This is a genomic window from Chryseobacterium sp. S0630 (genome assembly GCF_024158915.1).
Classification (GTDB): Bacteria; Bacteroidota; Bacteroidia; order Flavobacteriales; family Weeksellaceae; genus Chryseobacterium.
Genome location: NZ_JAMZGF010000033.1, coordinates 26,093 through 42,936, shown reverse-complemented (window position 1 = coordinate 42,936; position 16,844 = coordinate 26,093). Strand labels below are relative to the sequence as shown.

Annotated in this window: 16 protein-coding genes; 8 read left to right on the top strand and 8 right to left on the bottom strand. The window is 36.0% G+C overall.

Annotated features, from left to right (window positions below; genetic code table 11):
• Positions 1-101: 101 nt before the first annotated feature.
• On the top strand, positions 102-1,673 hold the full coding sequence (locus NK356_RS14995) for a M20/M25/M40 family metallo-hydrolase (protein WP_034696536.1): 1,572 nt from the start codon (positions 102-104) through the stop codon (positions 1,671-1,673).
• A 34-nt stretch (positions 1,674-1,707) separates the two neighbouring features.
• Here the strand turns inward: NK356_RS14995 and NK356_RS14990 are convergent, their stop codons facing one another.
• The 4 genes from NK356_RS14990 to NK356_RS14975 all read right to left on the bottom strand — a co-directional run bounded on the left by NK356_RS14990 (position 1,708) and on the right by NK356_RS14975 (position 7,686).
• Positions 1,708-2,274 (bottom strand): RDD family protein, encoded by a 567-nt coding sequence (locus tag NK356_RS14990; protein WP_034696535.1) that lies wholly within the window; start codon positions 2,272-2,274, stop codon positions 1,708-1,710.
• Between the two features lie 99 nt (positions 2,275-2,373).
• Complete coding sequence (locus NK356_RS14985) at positions 2,374-3,012, bottom strand: HAD family hydrolase (protein WP_253317351.1); 639 nt, start codon at positions 3,010-3,012, stop codon at positions 2,374-2,376.
• Positions 3,013-3,058: 46 nt separating this feature from the next.
• Complete coding sequence (locus NK356_RS14980; protein WP_253317350.1) at positions 3,059-5,182, bottom strand: Tex family protein; 2,124 nt, start codon at positions 5,180-5,182, stop codon at positions 3,059-3,061.
• A gap of 116 nt (positions 5,183-5,298) precedes the next feature.
• Positions 5,299-7,686 carry a hypothetical protein gene (locus tag NK356_RS14975; RefSeq protein WP_034696531.1) on the bottom strand — a complete coding sequence of 796 codons (2,388 nt, stop codon included), beginning with the start codon at positions 7,684-7,686 and terminating at the stop codon, positions 5,299-5,301.
• Positions 7,687-8,013: 327 nt separating this feature from the next.
• Between NK356_RS14975 and NK356_RS14970 the strand changes: the two genes are divergently transcribed.
• The gene (locus tag NK356_RS14970; RefSeq protein WP_034696530.1) at positions 8,014-8,691 is read left to right on the top strand and encodes a YceI family protein; all 678 of its coding nucleotides are present in this window, start codon (positions 8,014-8,016) and stop codon (positions 8,689-8,691) included.
• Positions 8,692-8,781: 90 nt separating this feature from the next.
• Here the strand turns inward: NK356_RS14970 and NK356_RS14965 are convergent, their stop codons facing one another.
• The gene (locus tag NK356_RS14965) at positions 8,782-9,138 is read right to left on the bottom strand and encodes a hypothetical protein (protein WP_034696529.1); all 357 of its coding nucleotides are present in this window, start codon (positions 9,136-9,138) and stop codon (positions 8,782-8,784) included.
• Positions 9,139-9,447: 309 nt separating this feature from the next.
• Between NK356_RS14965 and NK356_RS14960 the strand changes: the two genes are divergently transcribed.
• The 6 genes from NK356_RS14960 (at position 9,448) to ychF (ending at position 15,773) form a co-directional block, all read left to right on the top strand.
• On the top strand, positions 9,448-9,702 hold the full coding sequence (locus NK356_RS14960; RefSeq protein WP_034696528.1) for a DUF1294 domain-containing protein: 255 nt from the start codon (positions 9,448-9,450) through the stop codon (positions 9,700-9,702).
• A 109-nt stretch (positions 9,703-9,811) separates the two neighbouring features.
• The gene (locus NK356_RS14955; protein WP_034696527.1) at positions 9,812-10,018 is read left to right on the top strand and encodes a hypothetical protein; all 207 of its coding nucleotides are present in this window, start codon (positions 9,812-9,814) and stop codon (positions 10,016-10,018) included.
• Positions 10,019-10,154: 136 nt separating this feature from the next.
• A complete protein-coding gene (gene typA, locus NK356_RS14950) occupies positions 10,155-11,960 on the top strand; it encodes a translational GTPase TypA (protein ID WP_034696525.1) in 1,806 nt (601 codons plus the stop codon).
• Positions 11,961-12,095: 135 nt separating this feature from the next.
• The gene (locus NK356_RS14945; RefSeq protein ID WP_367399308.1) at positions 12,096-13,706 is read left to right on the top strand and encodes a glycoside hydrolase family 10 protein; all 1,611 of its coding nucleotides are present in this window, start codon (positions 12,096-12,098) and stop codon (positions 13,704-13,706) included.
• 245 nt (positions 13,707-13,951) lie between these two features.
• Complete coding sequence (locus NK356_RS14940; protein ID WP_034696518.1) at positions 13,952-14,503, top strand: ferritin; 552 nt, start codon at positions 13,952-13,954, stop codon at positions 14,501-14,503.
• 178 nt (positions 14,504-14,681) lie between these two features.
• A complete protein-coding gene (ychF, locus tag NK356_RS14935) occupies positions 14,682-15,773 on the top strand; it encodes a redox-regulated ATPase YchF (RefSeq protein ID WP_253317348.1) in 1,092 nt (363 codons plus the stop codon).
• 420 nt (positions 15,774-16,193) lie between these two features.
• Here the strand turns inward: ychF and NK356_RS14930 are convergent, their stop codons facing one another.
• From NK356_RS14930 to NK356_RS14920, 3 genes are read right to left on the bottom strand one after another with little or no spacing between them, the layout of a single operon-like run.
• Positions 16,194-16,352: a hypothetical protein gene (locus tag NK356_RS14930; protein WP_185103701.1), complete on the bottom strand. Its 159-nt coding sequence runs from the start codon at positions 16,350-16,352 to the stop codon at positions 16,194-16,196.
• Between the two features lie 53 nt (positions 16,353-16,405).
• Positions 16,406-16,594: a bacteriocin gene (locus tag NK356_RS14925; protein WP_034696516.1), complete on the bottom strand. Its 189-nt coding sequence runs from the start codon at positions 16,592-16,594 to the stop codon at positions 16,406-16,408.
• A gap of 35 nt (positions 16,595-16,629) precedes the next feature.
• A complete protein-coding gene (locus tag NK356_RS14920) occupies positions 16,630-16,821 on the bottom strand; it encodes a hypothetical protein (RefSeq protein WP_156106467.1) in 192 nt (63 codons plus the stop codon).
• Positions 16,822-16,844 lie beyond the last annotated feature (23 nt).

Sequence of the window (16,844 nt, the reverse complement as noted above, 5' to 3'; positions counted from 1 at the left end):
GGATGAAACTATTAATAATATAATTGAAAAACCTCTTTTTTAGGCTTAATTCTTCACTATCTCCCCGATTTCTTTTATCTTTAAACCAATCAATAAATAGTATGAGGATAAATAGATTTTTTGCAGTTCCTGCAGTAGTGCTGGCTGCCCAGTTTTCATGGGCTCAGGTAAAGGTTGACCCAAAAGAAAGGCTTAACCCTATCGTAAAAAGTTTTGTAGATGAAGTAAATAATAATTCCCAACTGGAAAACCTTGCGTCTGAGTTGCTTGACGGGATCGGTCCCCGTCTTGTAGGAACTCCCGAAATGCTACAGGCAAACGAATGGAGTGCCAATAAACTTCGTTCTTGGGGAGTAGATGCCAATCTTCAGCAATTTGGGACATGGAAGGGATGGCAAAGAGGAACGACTCATGTTGATATGACATATCCTCGTGTAAAATCTCTTTCAGCAACACAACTTGCATGGAGTCCGGCTACTAAAAAAGCAATTGAAGCCGAAGTGATTATCCTTCCGAAGGTATCTTCTAAGGCTGAATTTGACCAATGGCTTCCTTCTGCGAAAGGAAAAATTGTGCTGATGGCACAATATCAGAAAATAGGACGTTCTGATGAACAAATCAAAGAATTTGCAACTCCTGAATTGTATGAAAAGCTTAAATCAGAGAAAGAGCAGGCTACCAAAGATTTTGCAGCTTACATAAAGAATATCGGATATGATAATAACAGTCTGCCGGAAGCACTGGAAAAAGCAGGGGCGGCAGGAATTGCTATTTCAAACTGGACCGGAATCATGGGAGCAAACAGGATTTTTGGTGCTAAAACAAGCAAAATTCCAATGATCGATATTGATGTGGAAGACTATGGAATGCTTTACAGAATGGCAGAAAAAGGAACTCTGCCTAAAATCAAAATTGATGCTCAGTCAAAAATACTTCCTGAAGCCAAAAGCTTCAATACAATCGGAATGATTAAAGGAAAAGAAAAACCTGAAGAATATGTGATTCTTTCCGCTCATCTTGACTCTTGGGACGGTGCTCAGGGAGCTACAGATAATGGAACCGGCACGATTACGATGCTGGAAACTATGAGAATTCTGAAGAAATATTATCCTAATAACAAGAGAACTATTGTAATTGGGCTTTGGGGAAGTGAAGAGCAGGGATTAAACGGATCGAGAGGTTTTGTAGCAGATAATCCTCAGATTATAAAAGGAGTACAGGCTGCTTTTAATCAGGATAACGGAACAGGGCGTGTGGTGAATATCAGCGGTCAGGGATTTGTAAAAGCTTATGATTACGTAGGAAGATGGCTTGACGGTGTTCCAAAAGCAGTAAGAAGCCATATTAAAACTGACTTTCCAGGAATGCCTGGCGGAGGAGGTTCTGATCATGCTTCATTCGTAGCAGCTGGAGTTCCAGGGATTTCTTTAGGGTCTTTGAACTGGGGATATTTTGGATATACATGGCATACCACAAAAGATACTTATGACAAGATTGTTTTTGACGAAGTGAAAAACAACGTAATTTTAACAGCAGCATTGGCTTACATGGCATCCGAAGATCCTGAATTCAGTAATAGAGAAAAAAGAGTAATGCCTCAGGATGAAAAAGGGGAGACGGTAAAATGGCCGGAAGTAAAAGAACCCAGAAGAAGTTCTAGAGACTATAAATAATAGTTTTTCTATAGAAGAAAGAGTAAAGGCTGTCCTACCGGGCAGCCTTTTTATCTTCTTGTAACAGCATTTCTTGTATTTCTTTTACTTTGCTTTCTTTTACAACATAGGTTTTACAGATCTTATTATTAAGATGCATACTGAAGTTCATATGAGTTCTGGTTTGTGTTCCCATTGCAACAGTTTTTGAAGTATGCTCTGTAAAAACCGGCCTGAAGTTGGCCAGACACAAAAAATTTCTTTGCAGTGATATCGGAAAATCAAGCTGTCTCCCATAATCATCAAGAACTTTAAGGTTAAAAATTCTCTTGCCGAAAGTTGTACCGAAATACCCTTCACAAAAAGCTCCGGAGATGATCACAGACGGAATAGAAAGCAAGATGCCAAAGACGAAAGACTGATGAAAGATCAATACGATGATCATGATAAAAGGAGCCATATCAATCACTTTAGCAAAAAGGCGTTCCGTTTCATTTCCTTTATGAACAGGGTTGTAAGGGAGTTCAAATTCAAACTCGTTATAAATTCTATTGCCCGATTCATCAAAGGATCTGGTAGGCCTATGAATAATTTTCTTTACTTTAAGTTCGGATATTTTCAATGAGTGCTTGTAATTTGTTTTAATGGATTAATGCTTCAAAAAGCTATATTTTTTTAAAAAAGATATGACAGTTTCTCATTATCAATCAGCTGTCACTACTTAAATGTGGCTTTTCAGTTCGTGAAATTTTAAAAGAGAAGGTTTATATCCTGAATTATTCAATGTTCCAAATCCGTATTCACAGAAAATAAACGGTACTCCGTTTACCAGAGCAGAGTCCTGATCTGTTTGGGTATCACCAATATAAATGGAATCTTCGGTCGTCAAATGATTTCTTTCCATAAGAAGCTTTATGTTTTCAGACTTTGGCTTTTGGGTTCGTCCGTGAGACTCAAAATCAACAAACAGATCATTGAATTGATAATAATCTAAAAATGATTCAATATACCCATCCTGACAGTTGCTCACTATGAAAAGGGAATAAGTGTTGGCCAGATTCTTTAAAGTATCTTCTACGCCATCGTATAAAATTCCACCTTCTAAGTGAAGTGTTTTATTTTCTTCGGCTACAATTTCAGAAAGGATTTCTTTGGCTTGCAGATCCGAAATGCCGGGAATAATATCTTTTACAATATCGTGAGCTAGCAGTCCCATATACTGATCCATGTCTTCTGGTTTCAGGGCTTTTTTGATCAACTGATGTTTTTTGCCCAATACCTCATTCCATATTTTGATGATTGTAGCTCTGGAATCCCATAATGTTCCATCCAGATCGAAGATTAGATTCTTTGTTTTCAAAATGATTAATTTGTGGTTTAAATTTAAATAGGGTAATATTTAAAAATTACAAAATCATACTCAGCTGGACTCTTTTTCTTGCTTCATCCACTTCCGTTACTTTTACACGAACATGTTGATGAAGTTTTACTACCTCGTTGACATCCGATACAAATCCTTCTTTCAGCTGGGAAATATGAACCAGTCCGCTTTCTTTGATTCCAAGATCTACGAAACATCCAAAAGCAGTAATGTTATTGACAATTCCCGGAAGAATCATCCCTGCTTTTAAGTCTTTAATGCTTTTAACATTCGGGTCGAATTCAAATACTTTTGCTGCTTTTCTTGGGTCCAGTCCCGGTTTTTCAAGCTCTTTCAAAATATCTTTTATTCCTAAAATCCCGATTTCACCTGTGATATAACTTTCGGGTTTTACCAGGGCTATTTTTTCTTTATTGGCTATCAGTTCATTGGTTTTAATACCTAAATCTTTTGCCATTTTCTCTACAATTCCATAAGCTTCAGGGTGTACAGCAGAGTTATCTAAGGGGTTTGTGGCGTTTGTGATTCTTACAAAAGCAGCGGCTTGCTGGAAAGCTTTTTCTCCAAGTCTTGGAACTTTTTTCAGCTGTTTTCTATCTTCAAAAGCACCGTTTTCAGTACGGTAATTCACAATATTTTCTGCCATTTTTTCTCCGATTCCGGAAACATAACTTAATAGTGACTTGCTGGCGGTATTTAAATTAATTCCCACAGAGTTTACACATTTCATCACGGTAGAATCCAGCTCATTTTTTAATTGAGTCTGATCTACATCATGCTGGTATTGTCCGACACCAATAGATTTAGCATCAATTTTCACCAATTCTGCCAACGGATCAGAAAGTCTTCTTCCGATAGAAACTGCTCCACGTACCGTTACATCATACGACGGGAATTCATCTCTTGCAATTTTACTTGCAGAATAAACAGATGCTCCTGCTTCTGAAACTACAAAAACCTGCAAAGGTTTATCAAAAGCAATTTTTTTGATAAAGAATTCTGTTTCACGGCTTGCTGTTCCGTTACCAATAGAAATAGCCTCAATATTGTAAGCATTCACCATAGAACGGATTTTTTTCATAGCCATTCCACTTTCATTCTGTGGAGCATGAGGGTAGAGGGTTTCGTTGTGTAATAAATCTCCCTTTTCATCCAGGCATACTACTTTGCATCCGCTTCGGTATCCGGGATCTATTGCCAGAATCCTCTTTTCTCCTAAAGGTGGGGCAAGAAGGAGTTGGCTTAAGTTCTCAGAGAAAATTTCAATGGCTTTTTTGTCCGCTTTTTCTTTAGCTTCCTGTAATGCTTCATTCGAAATAGCAGGCTCCAGTAGTCTTTTATAGCTATCTTTTATGGCCAGTGCAATTTGTTCAGAACTTTCATTATTAGATTTGATAATTGCTTTTTCAATGAAATCAATGGCTTCGTCTTTGTCTATTCCTACATTTGTTTTTACAAAACCTTCTGTTTCAGCTCTGAGCATGGCTAAAAGCCTGTGAGAAGGTGTTCTGCTAAGGCTTTCTTCCCATTCAAAATATTGGGAGAATTTCTGGGCTTCTTCTTCGTCTTTTTTAGCTTTTACAACCTTGGAGGTAACTACTGCTTTGCGCTGAAATAGTCTTCTAAGGTTCTTACGGACATACATATTTTCGTTAATCCATTCTGCCATGATGTCTCTTGCTCCCTGCAGGGCTTCTTCTTCGGAAGCAACTTCATTATTCAGATATTTTGAAGCCAGAAAAAGAATGTCATTACTTTTCTGGCTCATAATAATTTTAGCTAAAGGTTCCAGACCTTTTTCCTTGGCTGTATCAGCTTTGGTTTTCTTACGTTTTTTGAAAGGCAGATAAAGGTCTTCCAGTTCCTGAATGTCAAAGCTTTCTTCTATTCTCTGTTGAAGTTCAGGAGTCAATCCATTCTGTTCTTCTATTGATTTTAAAATGGATTCTTTTCTCTTAACAATTTCATCAAATTGCTTGCTGATTTTTGAGATCTGTTCGATTTGTATTTCGTCAAGGTTTCCGGTTTTATCTTTTCGGTAACGGGAAATAAAAGGAATGGTACAGTCTTCAGATAATAGTTGTAAGGTATTGTTGATGCTCTTTTCAGAAATATTGAGCTGTTTCTGTATAAATTCTACGGTCGTCATTGTTCTGTTTTCGGATAGCTAAAATAGGGTTTTGGAATGGAAAAAATGAAATTGAAATATAAAAAAAGCCTGATTACAGAAAATGTAATCAGGCTGTATGAGAATTTTTAAATTAATTAAGGCAAAAATTCATTATAATAAAGTGGGGTATCATTGTTTTTATCATATCCCATGATGATTATTTTATATTTTTTTGTATCATCATTGTTATAAAACTGTACTTTGGATGACTCTTCAGGCTGTGCCTCGAGAAAAGAGTTCCAGTAAAGGACACTTCGGGTATCCTGTGTAACGCTCTTGAATTTTTCATTTCCATAATCAGGACTTTCAAAAGTTGCTTCTTTGTCATATCCTGTTAGAGAGATTTGTCTTAATTTTGACGATACGATTTTGTTAGAGGATGCACCACGACGACTATAAATGGCAATAGCTCCGTTGCCACCACCAAAACCACCAGCAAAAAATCCTTTTATCACCTTTACCATAGCAATATCGGAGGGAGATATATTATCTATTTGACTAGGATCAACAAGCATTTCATCAAGATAGATCCCCACTTGCCCACCTCTCAGAGAAGCAGTGTAACTTCCACGTTGCATTTGAATTGTTAAGCCTGCAACTCTTCCTTGCAGCCATTTCAAAATATTTGTGGAGGTAACCATTGTGGAATCATTTACAAAGTCGAAAACTTGTTCATTCATACTCTTGAATCGTGGGCTGCTCAATTCGTCGTTTAATTTTTTCGTCTTATTCTTTACTTCTCCTTTTAATTTTATTTCTTCAATATTGGTGATGTTTTCACTGATAACTTTCTGAGTATTAAGAGCGGTAAGTGATCTATTGACTTCATTAGAGGGTTTATCATCAGCCGGACGAGGAACCAGTTTGTAGGAACTTGGCGGAAAGTTCTTTTTGTAAGGGATAAAAGCAAATGTAGGTTGGAAGTAAACAGAATAATTATTATTAAGATCTTTTGGCTCAGAATTTAACTGATAAAAAAATTTCATTGTGTCTTCAAAAACCAAATTATTCAATGTTAGAAAACCATTGTTGTCAGATTTTATTTGAGACATTCTGGAACCCGGTTCTGAACCGAAAATTAAATTTACTTCTGTATTAGGAGCGGTTTTCCCCTGAATATTTACTTTCCCTTTATAAGAAAGATAGCTTTCCGGTTGATATTTGATCATAGGATAGTTTCCTGTCATAATTGATTTCCATTCAAAACGCTTCCATTTTTCTGAAATTAAAAGGGCATCCAACGCTTCTGTATTACGGTTTTTTGTAAAATATTGAGCAGGACTAGTAACGGGTGATGTTATGTCTCCGGTCAGCCATAAAGAGCTTAATAAACTTTGATCCTCTTCTGTACTTTTGGTGTTGGCATCAAGTACTAAAACTGTGTAATTGGAATAATTAGCATCCTTAGGAATATCAAACGAGTTCTTACCCCGTGGTATATCTTTTAATGAAACAGCCTGTAATAATGGTTGCTTGAACTGCAACAACTGAGGTTGTACAAAAGCAAGCCTATTAGATACAACATTTTCTTTGTCATCAAAAATGGTAAGTTGTAGGATTCCACTCACAAGTTGGTTGTTGGAGATAGAATATTGAGCTTCGTTATTGATTTTATTAATCTTAGCTTTGTAAACAAGCTGATTGTTGATGGTTCCTAAAACAGTATAATACTGTGAGTCCTGAGACTGATTTTTGGCTTTTATGGTGTACTTTACGTGGTCTTTATCACTTACTACTTGTAGGTTTATTCCAGATGCAGAGACTTCAGGAAGAGCAATATTTTGTTTTTGTCCGCTCTTATCCTGAACAGTCAGTTGGTATCTTTTTCCGGTTTTAGGAGTGATATTAAATAATCCGATATTTTGATCAAACCCTTTAAATGTTGTGATTTTTATATCAGGATTATCAGAGTCTGTGACATACCCTTCCCAGTCAGAAGGCGTTATTCCATTAGATTGTAGCCTTACTGCTACTTTTGTACTGATTCCGTCTATAAAGCTTCCGCTTTCAGGATAAGCTGATACCATCCATGGAGTTGGATTGATTATTAATTTTTCTGGCGATGAAGGGTTATAGACTGTAATAGGTTTTATAAGCTGAAAATCTTCATTAAAGTTAGCCATCCAGCTGGTGTACGCTCTAATATAGTAAATGTCCTCTTTTAAAGAATCCTTAAGGGCAATGTTGCCACTTCCTTCACCATTTATTAATGGAATTAATTTTTTGCTGATCTGATTTTTATTGCTGTCGTACAATTCTACAAATAAGGTAGTCGAAATAGCAGATGTAGTATAGCCATCAAATACAAATGACTTAAACCATAGGTTTTCTCCCACAGTATAACTGCTTTTATCCAATAGCAAGTGTATTTTTTCCTGAGGATATTTTTGCTCAAATGTTTTGAGAGCTTCTTCAGCTTTGGTTTGTGCATTAAGACAATAAATTGTGCTTATTGCTAATAATGTTATTAGTTTTTTTGTCATGTTTTTATTAAAATTTGTGTTTTTCCTACAAAGTGCCAAAAATACATTTTTATTGTGATCTGGAATAGTGAAAAATTATAAAACAATAAAAATCTATAAAATTTAGAGTTAATTTAAGAATGTATTAGTATTGTAAGGTTTCCGTATTGTGGAGTAGAATGATTTTTTATACTTTCAGCCAACAAAATTAAAACTGATGGTGGAAATCAATAAAAAAATCAAAAAAAGTCATTTCTTGATATATGTTAAGATGATGCAAAGCAGGTTTTTCTATTTTTGTACCCGAAAACAACAAAATTTTAATAAACTTTTTTAAAACAGTTCAATATGAAAAAAATTAGCGTAATTGCATTAGTAGGAATAGGATTGCTTTTGGCGTCATGTGATAAAGGAAAAACAGCAGAAACTGCAGCTACGGCTCAGGAACAAACTGTAGCAGAGAGCAAAGGAGAAACGCTGGCAGTAGATACAGTAGGCTCAGTAGTAAACTGGAAAGCTTTCCACAAAGGAGGAATGGCACCTCGTTGGGGAACTCTTACGGTAAAGTCTGGAGATATCAGTGTTGATGCAGGTCAGGTTTCTGCAGGAAACTTTGTAATTGACATGAATTCTATCAAAGTAGATCCGGCTTCAGTAACAGAAAAAGATAAAAAACCAGCTGATCTTGAGGCGCACTTAAAAAATCCTGATTTCTTTGATGTAGCGAAAAACCCTACTTCAGATTTCAAAATTACAAGTGTTACAGATTTGAAAGAAGCACCAAAAGATGCAGTAGCAGGAGCTAATAAAACAGTAAGTGGAAACCTTACTTTATCAGGAAAAACAATGAATGTTACTTTCCCTGCGAAAGTAGATGTTGCAGAAAATTCAGCGGCTATTCAGGCTAAATTTACCGTAAACAGAGCAGATTGGGGACTTAAATTCGGTACTTCTGAAGCAGATCCAGCAGAATGGATGATCAGCAAAGATATCGAGATTGCAATCGACGTAAAAGCTAAAAAATAAGTTATTTAAACTTTAATAATTACAAGAGCTGTCTTCACGAAGACAGCTCTTTTTATTTAGAAATCTTTTTTGCTCAAATGGATAAAGAAATTAATTTACAATCTTGGAGTTCTGGATTCTAACACAATATTCACTTCCCAGATATAAAGGATTTCCGTGCTTCTCAGACCAGAATCCATCCAGTACGTCTTTACTCAGGCAGCGGTACACAGCAACTCCTTTATAGATTTTATCATCTTCTCCTTCGTAGTTGAAATTAATCACTAAAATTTGGTCTTTATAAAATCCTGTACCGTTTTGCTGATGGTCACCAATCATCCATTGGGCAATAATACGGTTGTTTTCATCAATGGTTAAGGTTAATATTCCATGATAAGAGGGTTGGGAAGATTCTTCCTGATTACTTCCCTCAATTGAATAGCTTCCTGCAAGATCCTGTACCGTCATTAATTTGTTTTTTAAGAAAGACAAATTTAAAAAATCCTGTTCTGATAACCTTATAAATATTTTCTGTCCGGGTTTTAAACTTTGGAATTTCTTTATTGATGAGTCTGTTGAAATTTTTATTTTTAAACCATTAAGATTTAATAAGAGTTTAAGAGTATTAAGATTAGCTTCGCTTTAAGCTTAAAAATCAGAATGATTTACCTTAACTGTACTTTACTTCTTAAATCTTCCTTAATGGTTTAAAAATATGGAATGGGTACGTGTATTTTTATAAATTAAGCTCTATTTTTGCGGCAAATTAAATGAAGAATGATTCCTTTTCTGTTGATAATAAACGTACTTGCATTAGGTACTTTTGGTTTTGATAAGTGGCAGGCCCAAAAGCATCAATGGAGAATTTCCGAAAATACCCTTTTAGGAATTTCTTTGCTGGGCGGAATTATAGGAGCTGCTATGGGAATGATTCTCTTCAATCATAAAGTTTCCAAGAAATCTTTTCTCATGAAATTTATATTGGTTGTTTTAATTGATCTTGTTTTGTTTTACAGGTTGCTAAGGCATTGAATGTGAATGTTAAAAATATTTCTCCGAAATGTTAAATATTTGAATAACATATTAATTATTGTGTTTTTTTTATATTTTTATCATGCTAATAACAAATAAACAAAACAACATGAGAAATCTTAGAAAAATTTCCAGAACTGAAATGAAATCAGTTCAGGGAGGAATCGTTAAAGGAATGGTAAAATGCAAAGATGCTGACACATGTGCCGTAAGATGGGGATGGGCAACCGGATTCTCCAGTAATTGCGCAGAATTTGACATCATATGCGGAGAACCGCCTGTAATAGATCCATGCGAAATACAAGCTTGTGTATAAATAACTTAAAGAGTGTTTTTCGGACACTCTTTTTTATTGTCTTGTAAATAAGTATTTTAAACAAATTATTAAATATTTAGATAACTAAATATTTTTTCATTAAAAATCACTACTTTTGCACCCGTAAAAATCTTTTATGCAAAACATTAGAAATATTGCGATTATCGCACACGTTGACCACGGAAAGACGACTTTGGTTGACAAGATCATTCACGCTACCAACATTTTCAGAGAAAATCAGGAGAGTGGGGAGTTAATTATGGATAACAACGATCTTGAAAGAGAAAGAGGGATCACCATCTTATCCAAGAATATTTCTGTTACTTATAAAGACACAAAAATTAACGTAATTGATACTCCTGGTCACGCCGATTTTGGTGGAGAAGTAGAAAGAGTATTGAAAATGGCTGATGGGGTTATTTTGTTAGTGGATGCGTTCGAAGGACCAATGCCACAAACAAGATTCGTACTTCAGAAAGCATTGGAATTAGGATTGAGACCATTAGTGGTTATCAACAAAGTAGATAAACCAAACTGCCGTCCGGACGAAGTTCACGATAAAGTATTTGACTTATTCTTCAACCTTGAAGCTACAGAAGAGCAATTGGATTTCCCTACGTTCTATGGATCTTCAAAACAAGGATGGTTCAACACTTCATTAGAGCAAACTGAAGATATCTTACCACTATTAGATGGTATTTTACAATATGTTCCTGAACCGAAAGTAACAGAAGGAAATCTTCAGATGCAGATTACTTCTCTTGACTTCTCTTCTTTCTTAGGAAGAATTGCAATCGGAAAAGTGACAAGAGGTGAAATCAAAGAATCTCAATGGATCGGTCTTGCTCAGGCAGAAGGTAAAATTGTAAAAGGAAAAGTAAAAGAACTTTACGTTTTCGAAGGATTAGGAAAGAAAAAAGTAACTGAAGTAAAAGCAGGTGATATCTGTGCTGTAGTAGGTTTCGATGCATTCCAGATTGGTGATTCTTTCGTTGATCTTGAAAATCCTGAGCCATTGGAAAGAACAGCAATTGACGAGCCTACGTTGAACATGACGTTCTCTATCAACAACTCACCTTTCTTCGGTAAAGATGGTAAATATGTAACTTCAAACCACCTTAAAGAAAGATTAACTAAAGAATTAGAGAAAAACTTAGCATTAAGAGTTCAACAGACTGATGATGCAAACACTTTCTTGGTATTCGGTAGAGGTATTCTTCACTTATCTGTTTTGATCGAAACAATGAGAAGAGAAGGGTACGAAATGACAATTGGTCAGCCGCAGGTTATCTTCAAAGAAATAGACGGTGAAAAATGTGAGCCTTATGAATCTTTGGTTGTTGATGTTCCTGAAGAATTTGCTTCAAGAGTTATCGACTTGGCAACTCAAAGAAAAGGTGACCTTCACATTATGGAAACTAAAGGTGAAATGCAGCACATGGAATTCGAAATTCCTTCAAGAGGTTTGATCGGATTACGTTCTCAGATGTTGACAGCTACTGCTGGTGAAGCTATCATGGCACACCGTTTCACAGAATATAAGCCTTTCAAAGGTTCTATCCCTGGAAGAAACAATGGTGTTTTGATCAGCAAAACTACAGGTCCTGCTACAGAATATTCTATTGCTAAACTACAGGATAGAGGTAAGTTCTTCGTTGATCCGGGTGAGGAAATCTACACAGGAATGATCATCGGTGAACAAAACAAACCTGGTGACTTGGTAGTAAACATCGTTGAAGCAAAACAGTTGAACAACATGAGAGCTTCAGGAAAAGATAAAGACACTGGTGTTGCTCCAAAAATCTTATTCTCTCTTGAAGAATGTATGGAATACATCCAGGGTGATGAAGCTATCGAGGTTACTCCAAACTTCATCAGAATGAGAAAGAAAATCCTTTCTGAAGAAGAAAGAAAAAGAGTTGAAAGAGGAGCGAAAGCATAATCTAAAATTCTTAAAATATAATAAAGCCTCGATTTTCGGGGCTTTTTTTCTATGCCAACCCATTAAAATGCTTATTTTGGCATAATAATCTCTAAGAATAAAAATAAATTTTAATGTAGTTTTGTGACTATGAGAATGAATAAATTAAAACTTATCGTTTTACTGGGCTTTTTTGCATCTTACACTACCTCATGTTCCGTTCAGAACAATGTTGTAAAAACACCTTCCACAAAGAATCCGACAAAACCAACCAACAATACAAATCCACCAAAAGTAAATCCAACAGCTACAAAACCTACAACAGGAACAGTAGCTTCAAGTGATGAAAATTTCAGAACCAATCTTCCGGAAATCAAAAGAGAATTCCGTGGAGCATGGATTGCCAGTGTTGCCAATATCAACTGGCCTTCAAGAAATGATCTTACGGTGGAACAACAGAAAGCAGAAGCAATCAGTATGCTTGATATGCTGAAAGACAATAATTTCAACGCTGCTATTTTTCAGATCAGACCTTCCGCAGATGCACTTTATACAAGTAATATCGAACCATGGTCTTACTTTCTGACCGGAGAAACTGGAAGAGCTCCATATCCAAACTATGATCCGCTTCAGTTCTGGATTGAAGAAGCTCATAAAAGAGGGTTGGAACTTCATGTCTGGTTAAATCCTTACCGTGCCCACCATACAAATGGCGGAGCTGTTAATAACCTGTCGATGGCCAATAAGCTGTCTGATATTGTAGTAAGATTAAAGAACGGAATGTACTGGTTTGATCCGGCTAATCCGAAAACTCAGGGTCACGTATCCAATGTGGTGAAAGATATTGTAAAAAGGTACGATATTGATGCTGTGCATTTCGATGATTATTTCTATCCTTATGCTACTTACAATAAAGGGGCAGATTTCCCGGATAATGCAAGCTGGAATGCCTATGTAAGCAGTGGAGGAACCTTATCCAGAGCAGACTGGAGAAGAGATAATGTGAATAAATTTGTAGAGCGTATCTACAAAGAAATTCATGCAGAAAAGAATAATGTAAGATTTGGGATCAGCCCGTTCGGAATTTGGAAACCCGGATATCCTATGGGAGTTATAGGTTCCTCTCAATATGACGAATTGTATGCAGATGCTAAATTATGGTTAAATAAAGGCTGGGTAGATTATTTCTCTCCACAGCTGTACTGGCCCATAGATTCTAAAGGACAAAGCTTCGAAGCTCTGCTGAGTTGGTGGCAGTCCGAAAATACAATGAATCGTCACTTATGGCCGGGATTGAATACTGTTGAGATTAAAGTATCAGACCGCCCAACGGAAATCAAAAACCAGATTGCTATTTCCAGAAATATCCTTAAAAGTGATGCCGGAGAAATTCACTGGAGCATTGCAGGGCTTACCAAAAACCCAAATATGCTTCCTGCTTTGAAAAACGGGCCATACAATGAGAAAGCATTGGTTCCGAAATCACCATGGATAAAAGCAGTTCCATTGCAAACTCCTACCTTATTTATTGCTGATAACGGAAGCTTCGCTCAGACAAGCTGGAGTACAAAAAATGCTGCCGATGTATTTCTATGGGTGCTTTTTACTCAATATAACGGTGTATGGCAAACAGAAATTTTAACGCTGGATACCCTTTCAAAAGACATTCCTAAATCTAAAGACGGGAAAAAACTGAATGCAGTTGCCATTAAAGCTATTGATAGGTTAGGGAATGAAAGTGATTATACAGCAAGAAAGATTAAATAGTTGGGATACAACCCATTCTAAATATGTCATTGCGAACCTTTAGGTAAAGCAATCTCAATCATGAATTTAATAAAACCGGTTCTGTCTGAGAACCGGTTTTTATTTTAGAATAACTATAAATTATTAGCTTAAATGATTGTAAATCAGTTGTATTTTTAAGTGTGGTATGCAATTTTATATAAAATAATGAACTTGTCGGAACTGTTTTTGCATGATTCATTCCATAATCACCAAAATATAACATTATGAATACTAAAAGACTTTCCACCAGCATGGAAAAAGCACTTAGCGATCAGATGAACAAAGAAATTCATGCATCACACGTTTTTTTATCTTACGGAATCTGGGCCGACGACAAAGGCTATCAGGGGATTGCTAACTTCCTATACCGCCACGCTCAGGAAGAGAGAAATCACTCCATTAAATTCATGGAATACATTTTAAACAGAGGCGGAAAACCAAAAGTAACAGCCATTCCGGCTCCTCCGGCTGATCCTAAGACTCTTACAGCCTGCTTTGACGGTGTTTTTAAACATGAAGTTGACAATACAACTGCTATCTACAAAATTGTGGATTTGTCTATGGAAGAAAAAGACTGGGCAACATGGAATTTTATGCAATGGTTTGTACAGGAACAGATTGAGGAAGAAACATTAGCTCAGAATTTGATTGACAAGCTGAAAATTGCAGGTGGAGACAGAGCTACTGACGAATCTTTATTTACTTTAGATAAAACTTTACAGGAAGCACCCAATGATGTTCCACTGGCTCAGAATGCTACGGGTGCTAACCCATAAAACATCCGGTGAATTCAAACCTTTTGAAAATCTGTCAGAATATTGGCAGATTTTTTTATTATGAAACTCCCCCAAAAATCACTATCTTTGCACACTCGTAATTCAAGGTTCTGAGATCAATGTTTAAAGTTGAAGATACCTTGGGTTGCCCTAAACCTTAAACTTTGAATTTTACAATATGAAATGTGGAATCGTAGGCTTACCGAATGTAGGTAAATCAACTCTTTTTAACTGTCTGAGCAATGCAAAAGCTCAATCAGCAAACTATCCTTTCTGTACTATTGAACCGAACCTAGGAACGGTTTCTGTACCGGATCAGAGATTGTTTGAACTGGAGAAAATCGTAAAACCTGAGAGAGTTTTACCCGCTGTAGTTGAGATTGTTGATATTGCAGGTCTTGTAAAAGGAGCCAGCAAAGGAGAAGGATTGGGAAACCAGTTCTTAGCTAATATCCGTGAGTGTGAAGCGATTATTCATGTTTTAAGATGTTTTGACAATGGAAATATCGTTCACGTAGAAGGTTCAGTAGACCCATTAAGAGATAAAGAAATTATTGATATAGAGCTTCAGCTGAAAGACCTTGAAACTGTAGGAAAAGCAGTTGAGAAAGCTAAAAAATTCATCAAGTCAGGGAAGAAAGAAGATATTCTTACTTACGAAACGCTTCAGAATTTACAGAAATTCCTTGAGGATGGTAAAAATGCAAGAGAATTCGCGACTGATGATTTTACAAAATCAATTATCGGAGAAGTTCAGTTATTGACAAATAAACCGGTTCTTTACGTTTGTAACGTAGATGAAAATTCTATCAAAAACGGAAATGAGTGGATTGCTAAGATTGAAGAAATGGCTAAAGGTGAAGGTGCTGAAGTAGTAGTACTGGCAGCACAGATCGAAGCTGATATCAATGAACTTGAAACTTTCGAAGAAAGAGAAATTTTCCTTGATGAACTTGGTCTTACAGAACCTGGTGTAAACCGTTTGATCAGAAAAGCATATGATCTTTTGAAACTTCAGACGTATTTTACAGCTGGAGTAAAAGAAGTAAGAGCATGGACTATCGGACAGGGATGGACAGCTCCACAAGCTGCAGGAGTTATCCACACAGACTTTGAAAAAGGATTTATCCGTGCAGAAGTAATCAAGTATAACGATTACATTACTTACGGTTCTGAAGTAAAAATAAAAGAAGCAGGAAAGCTTTCTGTAGAAGGTAAAGAATATATCGTACAGGATGGTGACATCATGCACTTTAGATTCAACATATAAGAAAAGTATTAAAGTTAGTTATAAAAAAAGCGCTTCCATGAATTTGGGAGCGTTTTTTGCATTTATTCAGAATAAATATTGTTGATTAAAAGAACTGCTCCTGAAATCAGAGAGCAGTTCTTTTTGTTTTTATCATTAAAGCGGAATACCTATATCGAATCGGCATTTTGGCTCTATACAGGATAGAGAGAAAACTACACAGTGATTGGCTATATCTGTACATCTTAACTGTGCCTCTCCAGTTCGGCACTCCGGTTCATAACATGAAGGATGAACTTGTGCGCAAATACCTTGATGGCTGCATATCATTACACCTCCTTTAATGGTCTTCAACTCTTTTTTATTGAGTTTTTTACCATTGTTTAAATATTGATTTCTCATTCGTTAAAGTTTTTATGGTTTTAGTTTTTCGGGAGCTTATTACAATTCAATACCGGGCTGGCATTGTAGTTCTGCACAGGCAAAAGAATATTTCTTACATGTAAGGTCTGGAAGCAGACACATTTCTTTTCCTCCGGTTATTACTCTTAATTGTCTTTTGTTCAATTTTTTTCCGTGAGTTAAATCTTGATTTTTCATAGTGTTTGGTTTAGTGATTATTGATATAATTAGAATTCAATAGATGTTAGGTCTTAAGGTCTGCAAATTTTTTGAGCACAACTTGGAGAAAATATAGTACAGTTTCTAATATCCCCAGGAGGATAAGTCTCGCAAGGAAACTCTGTACATGGGACAGCTTCCATACAGTCCAGCAATCCCCCTTTGATAGTTTTTAATTCTTTTTTGTTAAGTTTTTTACCTTTATTAAGTTCCATTTTCATATTATTTTTATTTTTATTTAAAGAATTATTAGATATTATAATTGTGGTCTACACTCCTTTTGAGCACATTTTGGAGAAATGATCGTACATCCATAAGGATCAGATGAAGGTTCACATGGAAGAACAGGGCATAGAACTGGTTCGATACAGTTGATAAGACCTCCTTTAATAATACTTAATTCTTTTTTGTTTAATTTTTTTCCAATTTGATTGATTTGATTTTTCATTGATTTGATTTTTAATAAGTTAG